At 68.6% G+C, this 17,121-nt stretch carries 17 protein-coding genes and 1 pseudogene; 11 read left to right on the forward strand and 7 right to left on the reverse strand.

Translation table 11 applies throughout. The features are described from left to right. The first annotated feature begins 22 nt into the window (after positions 1–22). The 3 genes and pseudogenes from ABZ863_RS28095 to ABZ863_RS28105 all read left to right on the forward strand — a co-directional run bounded on the left by ABZ863_RS28095 (position 23) and on the right by ABZ863_RS28105 (position 2,929). Positions 23–756 (forward strand): annotated as a pseudogene (locus ABZ863_RS28095) (GntR family transcriptional regulator). Between the two features lie 687 nt (positions 757–1,443). Further along, entirely contained in the window at positions 1,444–2,034 is a 591-nt protein-coding gene (locus ABZ863_RS28100; RefSeq protein ID WP_358541566.1) for a C40 family peptidase, read from the forward strand. A 73-nt stretch (positions 2,035–2,107) separates the two neighbouring features. Further along, entirely contained in the window at positions 2,108–2,929 is an 822-nt protein-coding gene (locus ABZ863_RS28105) for a hypothetical protein (RefSeq protein WP_358541568.1), read from the forward strand. Between the two features lie 8 nt (positions 2,930–2,937). On the opposite strand, the gene ABZ863_RS28110 is transcribed toward ABZ863_RS28105, so the two are convergent. Continuing rightward, positions 2,938–3,747: a zinc finger domain-containing protein gene (locus ABZ863_RS28110; RefSeq protein WP_358541571.1), complete on the reverse strand. Its 810-nt coding sequence runs from the start codon at positions 3,745–3,747 to the stop codon at positions 2,938–2,940. Continuing rightward, positions 3,747–4,220: a ribose-5-phosphate isomerase gene (locus ABZ863_RS28115; protein ID WP_358541573.1), complete on the reverse strand. Its 474-nt coding sequence runs from the start codon at positions 4,218–4,220 to the stop codon at positions 3,747–3,749. Before ABZ863_RS28115 ends, ABZ863_RS28110 begins: the two co-directional genes overlap by 1 nt. Positions 4,221–4,282: 62 nt before the next feature. On the opposite strand from ABZ863_RS28115, the gene ABZ863_RS28120 reads away from it, so the two are divergent. Both ABZ863_RS28120 and ABZ863_RS28125 read left to right on the forward strand, forming a co-directional pair. Next, on the forward strand, positions 4,283–4,954 hold the full coding sequence (locus tag ABZ863_RS28120; RefSeq protein WP_358541576.1) for a 2-phosphosulfolactate phosphatase: 672 nt from the start codon (positions 4,283–4,285) through the stop codon (positions 4,952–4,954). After that, positions 4,947–5,756: an MBL fold metallo-hydrolase gene (locus tag ABZ863_RS28125; protein ID WP_358541579.1), complete on the forward strand. Its 810-nt coding sequence runs from the start codon at positions 4,947–4,949 to the stop codon at positions 5,754–5,756. Before ABZ863_RS28120 ends, ABZ863_RS28125 begins: the two co-directional genes overlap by 8 nt. Before the next feature lie 129 nt (positions 5,757–5,885). Here the strand turns inward: ABZ863_RS28125 and ABZ863_RS28130 are convergent, their stop codons facing one another. Beyond that, on the reverse strand, positions 5,886–6,509 hold the full coding sequence (locus tag ABZ863_RS28130) for a DsbA family protein (RefSeq protein ID WP_358541581.1): 624 nt from the start codon (positions 6,507–6,509) through the stop codon (positions 5,886–5,888). A gap of 143 nt (positions 6,510–6,652) precedes the next feature. Here ABZ863_RS28130 and pepN point away from each other — a divergent pair, with 143 nt between their 5' ends. Further along, complete coding sequence (pepN, locus tag ABZ863_RS28135; protein WP_358541583.1) at positions 6,653–9,217, forward strand: aminopeptidase N; 2,565 nt, start codon at positions 6,653–6,655, stop codon at positions 9,215–9,217. Between the two features lie 56 nt (positions 9,218–9,273). On the opposite strand, the gene ABZ863_RS28140 is transcribed toward pepN, so the two are convergent. Both ABZ863_RS28140 and ABZ863_RS28145 read right to left on the reverse strand, forming a co-directional pair. Beyond that, entirely contained in the window at positions 9,274–9,777 is a 504-nt protein-coding gene (locus ABZ863_RS28140) for a DUF5130 family protein (protein WP_358541585.1), read from the reverse strand. Beyond that, on the reverse strand, positions 9,764–10,003 hold the full coding sequence (locus tag ABZ863_RS28145; protein ID WP_358541587.1) for a hypothetical protein: 240 nt from the start codon (positions 10,001–10,003) through the stop codon (positions 9,764–9,766). Before ABZ863_RS28145 ends, ABZ863_RS28140 begins: the two co-directional genes overlap by 14 nt. A gap of 296 nt (positions 10,004–10,299) precedes the next feature. Here ABZ863_RS28145 and ABZ863_RS28150 point away from each other — a divergent pair, with 296 nt between their 5' ends. Next, entirely contained in the window at positions 10,300–10,593 is a 294-nt protein-coding gene (locus ABZ863_RS28150) for a hypothetical protein (protein WP_358541590.1), read from the forward strand. Between the two features lie 69 nt (positions 10,594–10,662). On the opposite strand, the gene ABZ863_RS28155 is transcribed toward ABZ863_RS28150, so the two are convergent. Continuing rightward, the gene (locus ABZ863_RS28155) at positions 10,663–11,163 is read right to left on the reverse strand and encodes an HNH endonuclease (protein ID WP_358541592.1); all 501 of its coding nucleotides are present in this window, start codon (positions 11,161–11,163) and stop codon (positions 10,663–10,665) included. A 425-nt stretch (positions 11,164–11,588) separates the two neighbouring features. Here ABZ863_RS28155 and ABZ863_RS28160 point away from each other — a divergent pair, with 425 nt between their 5' ends. The 3 genes from ABZ863_RS28160 to ABZ863_RS28170 are packed head-to-tail and all read left to right on the forward strand — an operon-like array spanning position 11,589 to position 14,529. Continuing rightward, the gene (locus ABZ863_RS28160; protein WP_358541594.1) at positions 11,589–12,575 is read left to right on the forward strand and encodes a mechanosensitive ion channel family protein; all 987 of its coding nucleotides are present in this window, start codon (positions 11,589–11,591) and stop codon (positions 12,573–12,575) included. Positions 12,576–12,621: 46 nt separating this feature from the next. Then, positions 12,622–13,023, forward strand: a complete 402-nt coding sequence (locus ABZ863_RS28165) for a globin (protein ID WP_358541596.1) — start codon at positions 12,622–12,624, stop codon at positions 13,021–13,023. A gap of 6 nt (positions 13,024–13,029) precedes the next feature. Continuing rightward, positions 13,030–14,529: an alpha-amylase family glycosyl hydrolase gene (locus ABZ863_RS28170; RefSeq protein WP_358541599.1), complete on the forward strand. Its 1,500-nt coding sequence runs from the start codon at positions 13,030–13,032 to the stop codon at positions 14,527–14,529. Here the strand turns inward: ABZ863_RS28170 and ABZ863_RS28175 are convergent. Continuing rightward, on the reverse strand, positions 14,517–15,938 hold the full coding sequence (locus ABZ863_RS28175; RefSeq protein ID WP_358541601.1) for a hypothetical protein: 1,422 nt from the start codon (positions 15,936–15,938) through the stop codon (positions 14,517–14,519). The genes ABZ863_RS28170 and ABZ863_RS28175 overlap by 13 nt on opposite strands. A gap of 145 nt (positions 15,939–16,083) precedes the next feature. Between ABZ863_RS28175 and ABZ863_RS28180 the strand changes: the two genes are divergently transcribed. Then, on the forward strand, positions 16,084–16,728 hold the full coding sequence (locus ABZ863_RS28180) for a DUF305 domain-containing protein (RefSeq protein WP_358541603.1): 645 nt from the start codon (positions 16,084–16,086) through the stop codon (positions 16,726–16,728). Positions 16,729–17,121: the final 393 nt, after the last annotated feature.

Consider the following 17,121-nt stretch of genomic DNA (forward strand, 5'->3'; position numbering starts at 1 on the left):
GGACGTGTGGAGAATCGACACGATGGTGGACAAGACGAGCGGCGTGCCAGCCTTCCGGCAGGTCGCAGCCGACCTCCGGGAGCGGATCACCGCAGGTCAGTACGCGCCCGGCGAGAAGCTGCCCAGCGAGCGCGAGATGGTCGACACGTACGGCGTCTCGCGCCCCACCATCCGCGAAGCCGTCGACCTCCTCCGTTCCGAGGGCGTGGTCATTGCCGAGCAAGGCAAGGGCGTGTTCGTGCGCCCGCCGGCCAGCATCCAGCGCCTGGCCCGCTCCCGCCTGTCCCAAGCGGCGAGAGCCGAGAACAAGGGTGCGTTCCTGGGCGATGCCGCCGCGAAAGGCTTCACCCCGTCGTCATCGGTGAAGGTCCGCTTCGAGCCGGCCGACCAGCGCACCGCCGAGTTCCTCGAGATCGACCCCGACACCGAGGTGACCGTTAGGGACCGGGTGATGCGCGCGAACGGGCTCGTCGAACAGCTGGCCGCGACACCGCGATCGAACAGGTCGACACCGGCAAGGGCGGCGCCTACGCCCGCCTGGAAGAAGCCGGGAACACAATCGGCCGGTACGCCGAGCACGTCCGCTCCCGCATGCCCACACCGGAAGAAGCCTCGGCGCTCCAACTCGGCCCGGGCACACCGGTGATCACCGTGACCCGGGTGGCCTACCGGCAGGACGGGGTGCCACTGGAGATGAACGACATGGTCCTGCCGGCAGACCGGTACGAACTGTCCTACGAGTGGGCCGCCGACTAGCGATCGTGGCCCGCATGCCGGTACCTGTCGACCCACCCGCGGATCAACACCAATCCCGTCGCGGCAGCGCCGACTGGCATTCCGCGCAGCGCCGCTGTTTGTGCCAGTGGTGTGTCCTGGTCAGCGGGATACAGCGGCGCCCGCACACCGAGCGCAGCCCCGTCGCCGGCCGGTAGTCGTGGTTGGGCGGGACCCAGTGCGTGGCGCCACCGCTCGAGTCGGGTAGCCACCCCCAGCACGAGCTCATCTGGCGCTGAATGCCATACGGGCCAACGTCCATGAGCCATCGTCTTGCCGCCCCGTCGGACGGCGCCACCCGGAAACGGGGTTCGAAACACGCGCCTTACGCACGTGCCCGAATGTTAACCGGCGCCGAGTACATCCAACGTCTGTGACATGCATCACTATGCGATCACGGAAAATTGTCGCCAATCGGGAGAAATGGGCAGCTCAACCGAAAGAATGCGGTTAAACATCCGATTTCAGGTATTTGAAAAACCTCACTCAGTTGGCCTCGATCAAGTCGCCGGTCACCCGCTTCACGTGTTTACGGTGTCTTGCCGCCGCACCCGCGGCGGCAATCACGTGGGGGCACATTTTCGTAAATGAACAATACTGGGGAGGAAAATCGTGCTCACGACACTTTGGAAGCGGTCCGCCGCCGTCGCCGCACTCGGCGCCGGAGCGTTGGTCGCCATCTCCAGCACGTCGGTAGCGGTCGCCGGACCGCCTCCCGGCGCGCCGGTGAATGTGGAACAGCGCACGACTGGCGGCCAACCGTGGTCGGTGACCCGCAGCGCGGCGACAAAGGCCAACGGTGTCGCAGTTCCCGTCAAAATCAACCGGACACCCAGTAAACAGGCCGACCGCGGTACCGAGATCAAAAACCAGCCGCGTCCCCCTGAGCAAGGAACACCTGTCCGAAAACCCATCAACCAGCGAATCGTCGACGCCGCTGCGCGGTTGGCCGGTAAGCCGTACGCCTGGGGCGCGGCCGGTCCCAACCGTTTCGACTGCTCGGGCCTTACCCAGTTCGTGCACCGGCAAATAGGCATCCAGCTGCCACGGACCTCCCGCGCCCAGCGCGCCGCGCTGAGGCATATCGCCAAGAAGGACATGAAACCCGGCGACCTGGTGTTCTTCGCCCAGAGCGGGCGGGTTTACCACGTGGGCATCTTCGCCGGAAACAACACCATGTGGGCCTCGCCCCAAACGGGCGATGTGGTGCGCAAACAACGGATCTGGACCCAGTCCTTCACCGTTGGCCGCGCCTGGTGAACCTGTCCGGGAACTAGCGGGGTACGGTCCGCGTTGTCCGGTTCAACCGAGCCATACAACCCGGGAGTGACCCATGGGTACCGCGATCGTTGTGATCGTGCTCCTTTTGATCATCGTCGGCGGCGGTTTCTACCTCGTGCGATCACAGCAGGAAACCAAGCGGCGCCAGCTCGAGGATGCCAAGGCCGACGCCCGCCGCTGGCTGGAGCGGCTCGGCGGGCAGGTCCTCAACCTGACAGGAACCGACACGGCGTCCCAGCAGGCGCTGGCCGACGCGGCGGAGCGGTACAACGCGGCCGGCTCCCAGATGGAGCAGGCGCAGACCGCCGAGCAGGCGAAGCTGGTGAAGGAAACGGCGCTGGAGGGCCTGTACTACGTCCGTGCCGCGCGTACGGCCATGGGCATGGACGCGGGCCCCGCACTGCCGGAGGACGCCGAGCGGGAGCGTGCGGGCAAGGTCACCGAGCACCGCTCGGTGGACGTCGAGGGCCAGCACTACGAGGCCTCGCCGGACCCGACCCAGAGCACGCCGCACTACTACCCCGGCGGCCGGGTGGCCGGCCGTCCCGTCCCCCAGGGCTGGTACAGCGAACCATGGTGGAAGCCCGCGCTGGTCGCCGGCGCCTGGGGCCTCGGCTCCATGCTGCTGTTCAGCGCGATGTTCTCCGGCATGTCGGGTATCGCAACTGCCGGGGCGTGGGAAGCCGGCTACGACGCCGGTCAGGAGGATGCCGCGGGCGACGCCGGTGACGGTGGCGATGGCGGCGACGGCGGGGACGCTGGCGACGGTGGTGATTACGGTGGCGACTACGGCGGTGACTACGGAGGCGGAGACTTCGGCGGTGGCGACTTCGGTGGTGATTTCGGCGGAGGCGACTTCGGCGGCTTCGAGTAACCGGTAGGTCACGCAGGCTGGCAGGTCGGGCACCAGTAAAGGTTCCGGCCTGCCAGTTCCGTCTGCGCGATCGGCGTGCCGCACACCAGGCACGGCTGCCCCGTCCGCCGGTACACGTACACCTCACCGCCGTGCCGGTCCTGACGCGGCGCGCGACCGGTGACCTCGGGCAGGTGCTCGTCCGCGACAGTGTCGATCCGGCCGGTGCGCACCCCGGCACGCATGAGCGTCACCAAGTCGTCCCAGACGGCCTTCCACACAACAGAGTCCAACGCCCTGCCAGGCAACAACGGCGCGATTCCCTGCCGGAACAGCACCTCGGCGCGGTAGACGTTGCCGACGCCGGCAAGCACGCTCTGATCCATCAGCAATGCGGCCAGCACGGTACGCGACCGCGAGATTCGTTCCCAAGCCCGTTGTGGCTGGGCGTCGCGGCGCAGCGGGTCAGGACCGAGCCGCGCTTTGATGGCATCGGCTTCGGCCTCGGAGAGCAGTTCACACCGCGTGGGCCCGCGCAGATCAGTCCAATGGGTCCGGCCGGCCAGCCGCATCCGTACCTGACCGGCCGGCGGTACGACCGGCAGCGCCACCTCGGTGAAGACGCCGTACAGCCCCAGATGGACGTGCACCGTCCCGGCGGGACCGTAGTTGTGGAAAAGATGCTTGCCGTAGGCCTCGGCGCCCAGCATGGGCCTGCCGTCCAACTCGGCGGCCTCAGCCGCGAAACGGCCCTGTGGGCTGGACACCCGCACCGGCGCGCCGGCATAACGCCGTTGGTGCAACCGCGCGAGCCGGTGCAGGGTGTGCCCCTCGGGCATCAGGCCTCCGGCAGGGCCGGCGGCGTCCCGGTGCTCTCGTAGTCCATGACCTGGCGCACCCGCCGCACATGCCGCTCATCCGGGTCGACCGGGGTCGCCAGGAACGCCTCGACGATCGCGGTCGCCTCCTCGGGGGTGTGCATCCGCGCACCGACCCCGATCAGCTGAGCATGGTTGTGCTCACGGGTGAGCTTGGCGGTCTCGACGCTCCAGGCGAGACCGGCCCGCGCACCCGGCACCTTGTTGGCGGCGATCTGCTCGCCGTTGCCGGAGCCGCCGATCACGATGCCGAGGCTGCCGTCGTCGGCGACCACGCGGCGCGCGGTCTCAATGCAGAACGCCGGATAGTCGTCCGCCGCGTCGTAGACGTGCGGGCCGATGTCGGTCACCTCGTGGCCCTGCCCCTGGAGGTGAGCGACGAGATGGTTCTTGAGCTCGAAGCCCGCATGGTCGGATCCCAGATACACACGCACAGGCACGGAGTGTGCCATCCCGGCATGGCCCGGCCATGCCCCACCCGGCATGCTCACCTCTCGTGCGGGTCTTCGAACAGGACGGGTACGCGGTCAGGCTCGAATGGGGCGCCGAGGGGATCGCGGCGCTCGCCGCGCAGTGCGCCGTGCTCGTCGTGGTGGATGTGCTGTCGTTCTCCACGCGAGTCGACCTGGCGGTGGCCGGGGGTGAGGCGGTCGTCCCCGTGCGCTGGGACGCCGAGCCACCACCCGGACCCGCCGTCGCGCTGCGCTCCCCCAATGGCGCGACGCTGTCGGCCGATGCCGCCGCCGCGGGCGCGCATGTGTTCACGGCGTGTCTGCGCAATGCCGCAGCCGTGGCACAGGCGGCCCTGCCGCTCGCCGGGAACGCACCCATCGGTGTCATCCCGGCCGGTGAGCGCTGGGGAGTGCATGTGTTCGCGGAACCGGGTTCGACGGGCCCGTTGCGCCCGTGCGTGGAGGATCACCTCGGGGCGGGCACGGTCGTGACCGCGCTGACCGACCTGGGAGCGGGCCCGGCGTCGCCGGAGGCCCTACTCGCCGCGCTGAGCGTGCGTGCGGCGGGCTCGGGGCTGGCCGAGCTGGTGCGCGCGTCCGCGTCCGGGCGGGAGCTGCGCGGGCACGGGCATGGTGAGCTGGTGGACGATGCGGTCGCACTCGGCGCTTCGCGAATGGCGCCACGGCTGGTCGACGGGCAGTACCGGCATGGCTGAGGGCCGGTGGCTGGAGATCGCCGACGGTGTGCTGGTCCGCCGCTACACCGAGCTGGACCTCTCGGTCGGGCTGGTGCTCGCCGACCACGGCTGTCTGGTGATCGACACGCGGGGCGATGCGGCGCAGGGCGCCGAGCTGGCCGCCGCGGTCAGAGAGGTGACCTCGCTGCCGTGGACGGTGGCGATCACCCACGCGCACTTCGACCACAGCTTCGGCACCGCGGCGCTGCTGCCCTGCGAGGTCTGGGCGCACGAACGGTGCCGCGCCGCACTGGAAGCCGAGGGCGCGGCCCAACGCGAACGGTGGGCACAGCACTACCGGACCGAGGGCGAACCCGGCGTCGCGGCGGCCATCGCGGCCACCGACATCGTGTTGCCGGACCGGCTCGTGACCACCACGGCCGAGCTGGACCTGGGCGGACGGCGCGTGCTGCTCACACATCCTGGCCCCGGCCACACCGGGCACGACCTCCTGGTGCATATCCCCGACGCGGCTGTGGTGTTCGCGGGCGATCTGGTCGAGCACGCCCCGGGAGGGTCGTTCACCGCCGAGTCATTCGGACCGGACACCGACCTCGGCCACTGGCCTGCCGCGCTGGACCGCATCCTCCAACTCCGCCCGCGCGTCGTCGTACCAGGGCACGGCGAACCGGTCGAGCTGGCGTTCGTGGTGGCGGCGCGTGACGACCTGGCGGACCTCGCAGCGTTGCGAGCCGCGGTGCGGGCGGGCGAGCTGACCACCGCACGGGCGCTGACCCGCTCCCCGTTTCCCGCCGACGTCACCACCGCCGCACTGGGCTGACACCCGCGCGAGTCCCCCGCCCAGGCACGCGAGTCCCCCGCCCAGGCACGCGAGTCCCCCGCTCCGGCACGGGAGTCGCCCGCTCCGGTCCGGAACTCATCGGACACCACAGGCCCGGAGTCGTGCGCCTCAGTCGAAGTTGAGGCCGCCCGTGCGAGTGCGCTTCAGTTCGAAGAAGTCGGGATAGCCAGCCAGCAGCCGGGCGCCGTCGAAGATCTTGAGCGCCTCCTCACCGCGCGGGATCGAGGACAGCACCGGGCCGAAGAACGCGACACCGTCGATGTGAATCGTCGGCGTGCCGACGTCCGTGCCGACCGGGTCCATGCCTTCGTGGTGGCTCGTGCGCAGCGCGTCGTCGTACTCCGTGGACGTGGCTGCGTCGAGCAGCGCGGCAGGCGCCGAGATCTCCGCCAGCACCTCCTTGAGGACGACGTCGATGTCCTTGTTGTCCTGGCTGTGGTAGCGGGTGCCGAACGCGGTGTAGAAGTCGCGCAGCACCTCCTCGCTCGTCTGCTGGCTCAGCGCGATCGCCACGCGCACGGGGCCCCACGCCCTGTCCAGCAGTTCGCGGTACTCGTCGGGAAGGTCGCGCCCGTCGTTGAGCACGGCGAGACTCATGACCCGGAACCGCAGGTCGAGATCGCGGTGCTTTTCGACCTCGAGAATCCAGCGCGACGTTATCCACGCGAACGGGCACACCGGATCGAAGTAGAAATCGACTCGCGTCTTGTCGCCTTGCTGGTCTGTGGTCATCGGCTCTCCCAGTTCGGTTAGTTGGCCAGTAACTGCAAGAACAACACCGGCGCGCCCCTTGTTCCCCGTCGCCTCAGCCCCCGCATGCATGATTGGATGCGCTGAGAGCAAACCAACAAACCGCTATCAGCACAGAGGTGCCAGTGCCCGCCCCAAATCTGACCCGTGACCAAGCCAGGCAGCGTGCCGAACTCCTGGATGTCGAGTCCTACGACATCGAGCTGGATCTCACCGACGGCCGCGGCGGTCCGGGCGAGAAGACCTTCGATTCCAGGACGACGATCAGGTTCTCCGCTGCGCGCGCCGGCGAGCGGTCCTGGGTGGACATAGTCGCGGAGGGTGTCCGCTCGGCGACCCTCAACGGCAGCGCACTGGACGTGTCGGGCTACGTCGAGGAAGACGGGCTCACACTGCCCGATCTCGCCACTGCCAACGAGCTGGTGGTCGACGCCGAGTGCCGCTTCATGAACACCGGCGAGGGCCTGCATCGCTTTGTCGACCCGGTCGACGGGGGCGTGTACCTGTACACGCAGTTCGAGACGGCCGACGCCAAGCGGATGTTCGCCTGCTTCGACCAGCCCGACCTCAAGGCGACCTACCGGCTCACCGTCACCGCGCCCAAGGACTGGAAGGTCATCTCCAACGCGCTGGTCGAGTCGCAAACGGACACCGCTGGCGGCGCCGTCCGCACGGTGTTCGCCGTGTCCGAGCGGATCTCGACCTATTTGGTGGCGCTGATCGCGGGCCCCTACGCCGAATGGCGGGACGAGTACTCCGACGCCCACCGCACGATCCCGCTGGGTATCTACTGCCGCGGGTCGCTGGCCGAGCACATGGACGCCGACCGGCTGTTCACCGAGACGAAGCAGGGATTCGGGTTCTTCCACGAGAACTTCGGCGTCCCATACCCGTTCGCCAAGTACGACCAGCTGTTCGTGCCGGAGTTCAATGCGGGCGCCATGGAGAACGCCGGCGCGGTGACATTCCTCGAGGACTACGTGTTCCGCAGCCGGGTCACCCGCTACTCCTACGAGCGGCGCGCCGAGACACTACTGCACGAGATGGCGCACATGTGGTTCGGCGACCTGGTCACCATGCGCTGGTGGGACGACCTGTGGCTCAACGAGTCGTTCGCGACCTTCGCGAGCGTGCTGGCACAGGCCGAGGCCACCGAGTACACCGGCGCCTGGACGAGCTTCGCCAACATCGAGAAGTCCTGGGCCTACCGGCAGGACCAGCTGCCGTCGACGCATCCCATCGCGGCGGACATCGTCGACCTGCACGCGGTCGAGGTCAACTTCGACGGCATCACCTACGCCAAGGGCGCCAGCGTGCTCAAGCAGCTCGTCGCCTACGTTGGTCTGGACAACTTCCTCGCCGGGTTGAAGGTCTACTTCCGTAAGCACGCATGGGACAACGCGACGCTCGGCGACCTGCTCGGTGCGCTGGAGGAGGCGTCCGGCCGCGACCTGTCGTGGTGGAGCGCGCAGTGGCTGGAGACCACGGGGCTGAACTCGCTGCGACCACGGTACGAGGTCGACGAAGCAGGCCGGTTCACCTCCTTCGCAGTGCTGCAGGGCGGCGCCAAGCCGGGCGCGGGTGAGCTGCGGACGCACCGGGTGGCCGTGGGCGTCTACGACGACGACGACGCGGGCAAGATCGTGCGCACGCAGCGCGTTGAGCTCGACGTGACCGGGCAGCAGACCGAGGTCGCCGAGCTGGTCGGCACCCCGGCCGGCAAGCTGGTGCTCGTCAACGACGACGACCTGACCTACTGCACGATGCGGCTCGACAGCGACTCGCTGGTCACCCTGATCGACCGGATCGGCGACATCACCGAGCCGCTGCCGCGCACCCTGTGCTGGTCGGCCGCGTGGGAGATGACCCGCGAGGCGGAGCTGAAGGCGCGTGACTTCGTCCGGCTGGTGCTGCGCGGCATCCACGCCGAGACCGAGGTCGGTGTGGTGCAACGAGTGCTGCTGCAGGCGCAGACAGCGCTGAACTCCTATGCCGAGGAAACGTGGGCTCGGCAGGCCGGCTGGCCGGCGTTCACTGCCCGGCTGCTGGAGCTGGCCGGCGCGGCCGAACCCGGCTCCGACCACCAGCTGGCGTTCGTGAACTCGCTGGCCGGTTCGGTGCTCGATGAGCCGACCGTTGCGGTCCTGCGCGGCTGGCTCGACGGTTCCGCACCGCTGGCGGGCCTGACGGTGGACACGGATCTGCGCTGGCGGCTGCTGCACGCGCTCGTCGCGCACGGTGTGGCAGGCGACGCGGAGATCGACGCGGAGCAGGCGCGTGACGACACGGCTGCCGGCCGCCGGCAGGCCGAGCGAGCACGCGCGCTGCGCCCGACGGCGGAAGCGAAAGCGCATGCCTGGCAGCGCGCTGTCTACGACGACGAACTGCCCAACGCCGTGAACGAAGCCATCATCGCGGGCTTCTCGCACCCGACGCAGAAGCACCTGCTCGGCGAGTACGTTGCCACCTACTTCGCGGCCATCGACGAGGTCTGGCGCCGACGTTCGAGCGAGCGGGCCCAGCCAACGGTCGTCGGCCTGTACCCGTCGTGGGCGGTGACACGGGAGGCCGTCGCGGCAGCCGATGCGTGGCTGGCGGGCGAGCACGCTCCCGCCTTGCGCCGCTTGGTGTCCGAGGGCAGGGCCGGTATCGTACGCGCGCTCGCCGCCCGCGAGTTCGACGAGAGCTGAGACGGCAGAACGGCCGGTTACCGACGGCGTCGGTAACCGGCCGTTCGAGGCCATTCCTACTGTTTGGGGGCGGGGCCTGCCTGGTCGGCCATCATGCGCAGACCGTTGACGAGCCCGCCGATGAGGTCGCCCTCCTTGAAGGAGGCGACCATGCTCATCACGGCGAGCTTCGCACCACGATCGGGCAGGCGGTGCAGCGCCTCGGCGCCCGTGACGACCTCGACGACGCGCTCCCCCGGCGACACGGCGATCAGCACGGCGTTGTCGCGCTGTGCGCCGAGCTGGGCGTGTAGCGATTCGGCACCCGCACGGCTGTCGCCACCGAGCTCGCCGAGGTAGATACTGAAGTCCAGACCGGTTTCCCGGCTGGCCAGTGTCAGCGCCTCATCGAGTCGCGCCAGTTGCGCCGTACTGAATGGGCCTTTTGGAGCAGCGGGCTCGTACATCTGCGCTACCGAGATCCGGCCGCTCGCGGTAACTACGGCGCCGGGCTGCAGGGAAGTGCCCTCCAGCCCACTCGATGTACCTTCCTCCACCTGAACCAGCTCACCAGCGACCACTGGCACCTCCTCGAACCGTCGACGGCGTCGCCGTCTCGCCAGCGGCGTGCGAGTCGCCCGCGCTCGCAGAGTTGGCGCTCCACCACGTCGGCGGGTACTCCCACGCCTGTCCCGGCCGGTACCTTGGCCGACCTGCGAACCTCGACCGCAGCGTCAGCAAGGCGAACAAACCGTAGATGGCGAGCGGGATCACCGCGAAGACCAGGATCGTCTCGAGGATGCTCACGAGCGCAGGGTATCCGATGCGCCTGCGCGGCACGTCAGGTGCCAGGACAGAACCAGTACAGAACACGTCGCCGTTCGTCGCGAAAAGGCCGCCGTCCGCCGCTTGCCACGAACGTCATACCACGTTGGGCTGAAGCACCGTTGGCGAAAGGTTGCACCTCACCGTACGGGCGGCGGCACCCAGCGCGACGGTCTTGTCCGTTCTCGGCGATCCTCGTACGTTTTTCACCTGTACGGGCCTTGCGCCTCACCCCTCCGCTTCCCGCCACGAATCCATCGGTCACAGGAGGATTTCTGATGCTCACCGTCCTGACCCCCGCCGAAACGAACTACGACACCGTTTCGTCCCGTTTCGAGCTGTCCGCTGACCGAGGCACGCGCGTCACCCGCGGTACACGGGTTACCTGCGGCACCCGAGTGACGGCCGGTACCCGCGTCACGCGCGGTACGCGAGTCACTCGTGGCACCCGCGTCACCATGGGCACCAGGGTCACCCGCGGCACGCGAGTCACCATGGGCACTCGGGTCACGATGGGCACCCGCGTTACCAGGGGAACCCGCGTCACCCGCGGCACGCGCGTCACCGCCTAGCCGTCACGCTCTCGCCCGAACGCCCCACCACGAATTCCGATACCGCCACGGCACGCCCCCGGCCGCGCACTATGCGGCTGGGGCGCCGAGGTATTGCTGCCACGCCGGATCCGCCTCCGTGGAGTGCGCGAGCAGACGCCAGTGCGGCCCGTGCGGCGCCTGCGGCACCACCCGCAGCCGCCAGCCGATCTCCGAGAGCAGCTTGTCCGCCTTGCGGTGGTTGCACTTCGCGCAACACGCCACGCAGTTCTGCCATGAGTGCGCGCCGCCACGGCTGCGCGGCACCACATGATCGATCGTCTCCGCGCGACCGCCGCAGTAGGCACAGCGGAACCGGTCCCGGTGCATCAACCCGGCTCGCGTGAGCGGAACCTGTGCGCGATAAGGTACCCGCACATACGTGCTCAGCCGGATCACCGACGGCACGTCGACCGTCGTCGTCGCGGCGCGCAGCGTGAGTCCGGCCGGATCCTCGTGGACGACCTCCGCCTTCCCACAGATGAGTAGGACGATGGCCCTGCGCAGTGGAAGAGCGGTGAGTGGCTCGAACGTCGCATTGAGCAAGAGCACACGGCGCTTGCCCCAGCCTGGTGCCGACGAACCGCCGCCAGGATCACGTGAGCGCCGCTGACTGTGCGAGCGGGTGATCCTGCCCGCGCGCGTCGGGGGCCCAGTCGGCTGGGGCCCGCTGGTATGCGAGCCGCCAGAACTGGCGCCGCCTATCGGCGCGCACAGTTTCGCCTCCGGCGCCGACCCGGCCGGATGCCGGGCGTGGGCGCCGTGGGGGCTGGGTTGTCGGTCTGGCACACGACCACCTCCACCGGTGATGCCCTAGTCGACCACAAAACGCACCCGAAACGCACGTGTGTTAGGCAACGTGTTCTGCCCAAGTACGGTTGCCGTGGACTCGACGTGGTCAACATGCCTCACGGGGGGCTCTGCCTGGGCTAGCAGAGTGGGCGGCGTCACAGTGACGGAAAGGAGCAAGTCCCCAAGTGGAGCAGCTGCTCAGCGATCCGCCCTCCTGTGTTCAGGAAGCGGGCACGTGGTGCCAGCAGGTCTGGCGGATGACCGGTAACGAATGGCTGGCGGGTTCGGCGACCTGGCTCGTGGCCAAGCCTTTGCGCATCTTGCTGATCGTCGTTGTCGCGATCCTCGCGCGATACCTGGTCCGCAAGGTCATCGACCGGCTCACGCGGACCCCGGAGAACGGTTCCGAGAACAAGCTGCCCGCACTGCTGCGCCCGCTGCGTGAGCGAGCTCCCGAGGTGCTGGGGCCGCTGATCATCGAACGGCGACGGCAGCGAGCCAAAACCATCGGCTCGGTGCTCAGATCGCTCACGAGCCTGGTGGTCTTCGGCCTCGCGTCGATCATGATCCTCGGTGAGCTGGGGATCGATCTCGCGCCCATCCTCGCCTCGGCGGGCATCGTCGGTGTGGCAATCGGTTTCGGTGCGCAGAACCTGGTGCGCGACTTCCTGTCCGGCATCTTCATGATGCTCGAGGACCAGTACGGCGTCGGCGACGTCGTCGACCTCGGTGAGGCCTCCGGCACGGTGGAGGCCGTCGGTCTGCGCATCACCACACTGCGCGACGTCAACGGCACGGTCTGGTACGTCCGCAACGGGGAGGTGCTGCGTGTCGGCAACTCCAGCCAGGGCTACGCGATCGCGGTGGTGGACATCCCGCTCAACTACAACACCGACGTGAACACGGCGACGGCTGTACTCGAACAAGTGGCGGCCGAGGCCGTCGCCAGGCAGTCGATCGCTCCGGACATCCTCGACCCACCCGACGTGCTCGGCGTGGAGAACGTCACGCCCGAGGGCATGCAGCTGCGGCTCACGGTTAAGGTGCGCCCGGGCCGTCAGTGGGCCGTACAGCGGGCGCTTCGCGCCGAGATCCTGCCCGCCTTCGAACGGGCCGGGTTCGAACCGCCGTTGGGTCGGCTGTACAGCCCGGGCCCTGCGAACAGCGCCTGAGACCGGTACGCGACACCAGGCAGAGCAGAATGGAGAGGTGGCTGAGGTGAGCAGCGAACAGGACGCGACCGATCCGCGCAGCTTCTACGAGGCGGTGGGCGGCGAACCGACGTTCCGCAAGCTGATCGCGCGCTTCTACGTCGAGGTCGCCGCGGACGAGGTCCTGCGCCCGCTCTACCCGGAGCCCGATCTCGGGCCTGCCGAGGAGCGGCTCCGGCTGTTCCTGATGCAGTACTGGGGCGGCCCGCACACCTACTCCGAGCAGCGCGGTCATCCCCGGCTCCGGATGCGGCACGCCCCGTTCAAGATCGGGCCGGTCGAGCGGGACGCCTGGCTGCGAGCGATGCGCATCGCCGTCGACGAGACCGCCATCGACGAGCCCTACCGCAGCCAGCTGTGGCAGTACCTGGAGATGGCCGCGCAGTCGATGCTGAACAGCTGGGAGTGACCGCGCGTGCGCCGAGCCGCCGCCAGACGCACCGAACCGACGGCCCCCGGCTGGTGGCGGACTGCCGTCTTCTACGAGATCTTCGTCCGCTCGTTCGCTGATTTCGACGGCGACGGCGTCGGGGATCTCGAAGGCATCCGCGGCCGGCTGGGCTACCTCGACCTGCTCGGGGTGGACGCGATCCGGCTGACGCCCTTCTACCTCTCCCCCATGGCCGCCGACGGCTACGACATCGCCGGCCCGCGCGCTGTCGACCCGGTGCTCGGCAACCTGGACACGTTCGGCGCGCTCGTCGCCGAGGCACACGGCTACGGCATCCGCGTCGTGGTGGATCTGGTGCCCAACCACACCAGTGACAAGCACACGTGGTTCGCCGCCGCGCTGGCCGCTCGGCCCGGCAGCCCAGAACGCGACCGGTACCACTTTCGTGACGGCCGGGGCGAGGCCGGCGCGCTCCCGCCCAACAACTGGTCCGCGGTCGGCGGCGGGCCTGCCTGGACCCGAGCCGGCGACGGGAAGTGGTTCCTGCACCTTTTCGGTCCCCGGCAACCGGATTTGAACTGGGCGAACCCGCAGGTGCCCGCCGACTTCGAGCGCACATTGCGGTTCTGGCTGGATCGTGGGGTGGACGGGATCCAGATCGCGGCGGCCTCCGCGCTGGCCAAGCCACGGGACCTCGCCCCGGAGGCTCAGGGATTCGGCGCGGGCTTCGACGTCGAGGGCGTGCACGACGTCCACCAGATGATCCGGAAGGTACTCGACGAGTACCCGCACGCCGTGCTACTCGGCGACATCGGCGGCGTGACGGACGAACGCTTCGCGCGTTACCTGCGGCCAGGGGAACTCCATCTCGCCGTCAACCCGCGCTTGGCGAGCACCCCGTTCGACGCCGACGCGCTGCAGGCATCGATCGGACGTGCGCTGGCGACAGTGGCGCCGACCGGGGCACCGCCTGCCTGGGCACTGTCCAACCACGACCTGCCGCGCCAGGCGTCCCGCTACGGCGACGGTCTCCGAGGGCTGAACCGGGCGCGGGCGATGGCACTCGTCCTACTCGGGTTGCCGGGAGCGCTGAGTCTGTACAACGGCGAGGAGCTCGGCCTACCCGGAGAGGACCCGCGAGTACCGATCCCGTGGGAAGGCAACAAGCCGCCGTTCGGGTTCTCCACGCTCCCCGGCAACTGGCCGGTCCCCGCGGAATGGGCAACGCTGACCGTCGAAACGCAGTTGGAGGACGAGTCCTCCACGCTCTCGTTGTACCGCCGTGCCCTCCAACTGCGGCGCGAACATCCGGCCTGCACCGGCGACGAGGTCGAATGGTACGGCGCACCGCCGGGCTGCTTCGCCTATCGGCGAAGGCCCGGCGGCTTGGTTTGCGCACTCAATACGTCAGCCGCCCCGGTCCCCGTGCCACGCGGCGAGGTCCTCCTGTCCAGCGCCCCCATGGTGGCGGGCAGGCTGCCGGCGGACGCCGCCGCGTGGCTCGTGGTCGGTCAGCGACCGTAGCGGGGCTGGCTCTGCGGGTTGAACTCGTCGTACCTGACGGACTTGGCCGACGCAGTACGCGGGTCGTTCAGCGCGAGAACGTCGAAGCCCTTCTGGATGTCCGACGAGAAGATGTAGCCGTTGTAGTAGTACGCCGACCACGATCCACCGGTGATGTTCTCCGTGGTGGACAGCGGGCCACGCTCGAAGTAGGCGATCTCCTTCGGGTTGGCCGAGTCGGTGAAGTCGAACACCGAGATGCCGCCCTGGTACCAGGCCTGGACCATGATGTCGCGGCCCTTCACCGGGATCAGCGAACCGTTGTGTGCCACGCAGTTCTCGGTGTCGGCCTGGTGCCGCGAGATCTTGTAGTAGCTCTGGAACTCCAGCGACAGGTCGAAACCCTTGCCCTTGATGTCGTAGATGCCGTTGGCACCCCGGGTGGGCCCGAACCGTTCGTTGCAGGTCGCCAGGCCACCGCCGCCGAGCTCATCGGTGAAGATCACCTTGGTGCCGGCGTTGTTGAAGGTGGCGCTGTGCCAGAACGCGAAGTTCACGTTGTCCTGAACCTGCTCGATGACGCGCGGGTTCAGCTTGTCAGTGATGTCCAGCAGAATGCCGTCACCCATGCACGCGCCCGCCATGAGGTTCTTCTCGGGGTAGGCGGTCAGGTCGTGGCAACCCGTGGTGGCCGAACGGCGGGTGCCGTCGGGGTTCGGGCCACCCTCGTTACCGCCCTCCGGGAACAGCACCGGGGTCGCGACCAGGGCAGCCTGCTCCGGCTTCTTCACCGGGACCTCGACGATCGAGATCTTGTCGTGCGCCGGCTGGCAGTTCGGGAAGTTGTCGGCAGGCGAGTACGAGGAGACGTACACGATCACCGAGCCACGCTTGCGGTCGGGCACGATCGTGTTGGTGTGCGAACCGCAGTCGGTGCGCACGGCCGCGACGTACTCCGGGTTGGCCAGGTCGCTGATGTCCCAGACCCTGACGCCCTCCCAGGCCGTCGGGTTCGATGCCACCGAAGCCTGGCTGCTGCAGCTGTCATCGGTCCGGGGCTGGTCGGTGGAGGTGATGAGCAGGTTGCCCGAAATCGAGACGTCGTTCTGCGAACCGGGGCAGTGCACCTGGCTCACCAGCCGCGGCTTCTGCGGCTTCCTGATGTCGTAGACGGCGAAGCCGTTGTAGTTGCCGACGATCGCGTGGTTCTTGGTGAACGCGATGTCACTGTTGAGGGCCGACCGGTTGTCGAACGTGCCCTGCTTCGGCAGGTTGGCGAGGTGCTTGATGTTCGAGGTGTGGACGATCTCGTCCACACCAGGAATCGTGGTCTGTGCCGTTGCGGTGGCGGTGGCACTTCCTGCGGCCACCACGGCGGCAGCGGCGGCCACGAGCACACCGCTCCAGCGGCGACCTCGGCGAGACTTCACTGTGAAGTTCTCCTCTCGACGGGCAAGGGTCGAGCCATTGTGGCCTTCAGCCCGGCGTCCTGAAAGCGACTAAGGGAGGGTTTTTCTCCCAAAGCACCCGGTCCGATATTGACTTCACAGGGGCGGAGGATGTTCGCTTGCGCGCATGAGTAGGCGGCTGGCGGCGGGTATGGCCGCCATCTTGTTGTGTGTTGGGCTGGCAGGCTGCACTGCCGACGAGGCTCCCCCCGAGGAGGACGCGGCCCCGCTGATCGTGCCGGGGCGCCCTGGCGAGGAAGCCAAGGTGGTGCCAGGCGAGCAGGCAGGCGACTACCAGGAAGTGGTTCAGCCCAACGCTGCGGACTTCCAGTACATGACGATGATGATTCCCCACCACCAGCAGGCCCTCACGATGACGGATCTCGTGCCTGATCGTGCCGCCAGCGACCAGCTGAAGAACCTTGCCGACCGCATGGCGGCCTCGCAGGAGGCGGAGATCAGGGTGATGGAGTCGTGGCTGCAGCAGAACCGTGACAGCGAGGCTGCCGAGGGCGGGCACGGTGAGCATCAGCACGGGCTCATGCCGGGCATGGCGACCGAGGAGCAACTGGAGGAGCTCCGCAACGCCAAGGGCGCCGAGTTCGACCGGCTGTTCCTACAGCTGATGATCACCCACCACGAGGGCGCGCTCACGATGGCGGAGGAGCACCTGGTCAGCGGCATCGAAACCCGCGCCGTCGAGATGGCGCAGGAGATCATCACCGGCCAGACCGACGAGATCGGCCACATGCGCACCATGCTCGGCACCTAACGCCGCGCCGTGCGCGAGTCCCCCGCTCCGGTGCGCGAGTCCCCCGCCCAGGCACGCGAGTCCCCCACTCCCGTGCGCGAGTTGCCCGCCCAGGCGCGCGAGTTGCCCATTCGGGTGCGCGAAATGCCCACCCAGGCAGACCAAACGCCCGCTCCGGTGCGAGTCCCCCGCCCGGGTGCGCGAGTTGCCATAGGGCATGGCCCACCACTCGCGGGAACGGGCAACTCGTGCGCACGAGTCGGGGACTCGTGTGCACGAACGGGCAACTCGCAGACCATAGCGCGCAATTCGCGAGCCAGAGCGGGCAACTCGCGTGCGGGAGCGGGCAACTCGCGTGCGGGAGCGGGCAACTCGCGTGCGGGAGCGGGCAACTCGCGTGCGGGAGCGGGCAAC

Source organism: Saccharomonospora sp. NPDC046836, from assembly GCF_040645195.1.
In the GTDB taxonomy this organism is placed as follows: domain Bacteria; phylum Actinomycetota; class Actinomycetes; order Mycobacteriales; family Pseudonocardiaceae; genus Prauserella_A.

Coding starts and splice junctions, on each gene's coding strand:
- ABZ863_RS28105 (WP_358541568.1), top strand. CDS start 2,108: ATGGGTACCGCGATCGTTGTGATCGTGCTCCTTTTGATCATCGTCGGC.
- ABZ863_RS28110 (WP_358541571.1), bottom strand. CDS start 3,747: ATGCCCGAGGGGCACACCCTGCACCGGCTCGCGCGGTTGCACCAACGG.
- ABZ863_RS28125 (WP_358541579.1), top strand. CDS start 4,947: ATGGCTGAGGGCCGGTGGCTGGAGATCGCCGACGGTGTGCTGGTCCGC.
- ABZ863_RS28130 (WP_358541581.1), bottom strand. CDS start 6,509: ATGACCACAGACCAGCAAGGCGACAAGACGCGAGTCGATTTCTACTTC.
- ABZ863_RS28150 (WP_358541590.1), top strand. CDS start 10,300: ATGCTCACCGTCCTGACCCCCGCCGAAACGAACTACGACACCGTTTCG.
- ABZ863_RS28180 (WP_358541603.1), top strand. CDS start 16,084: ATGAGTAGGCGGCTGGCGGCGGGTATGGCCGCCATCTTGTTGTGTGTT.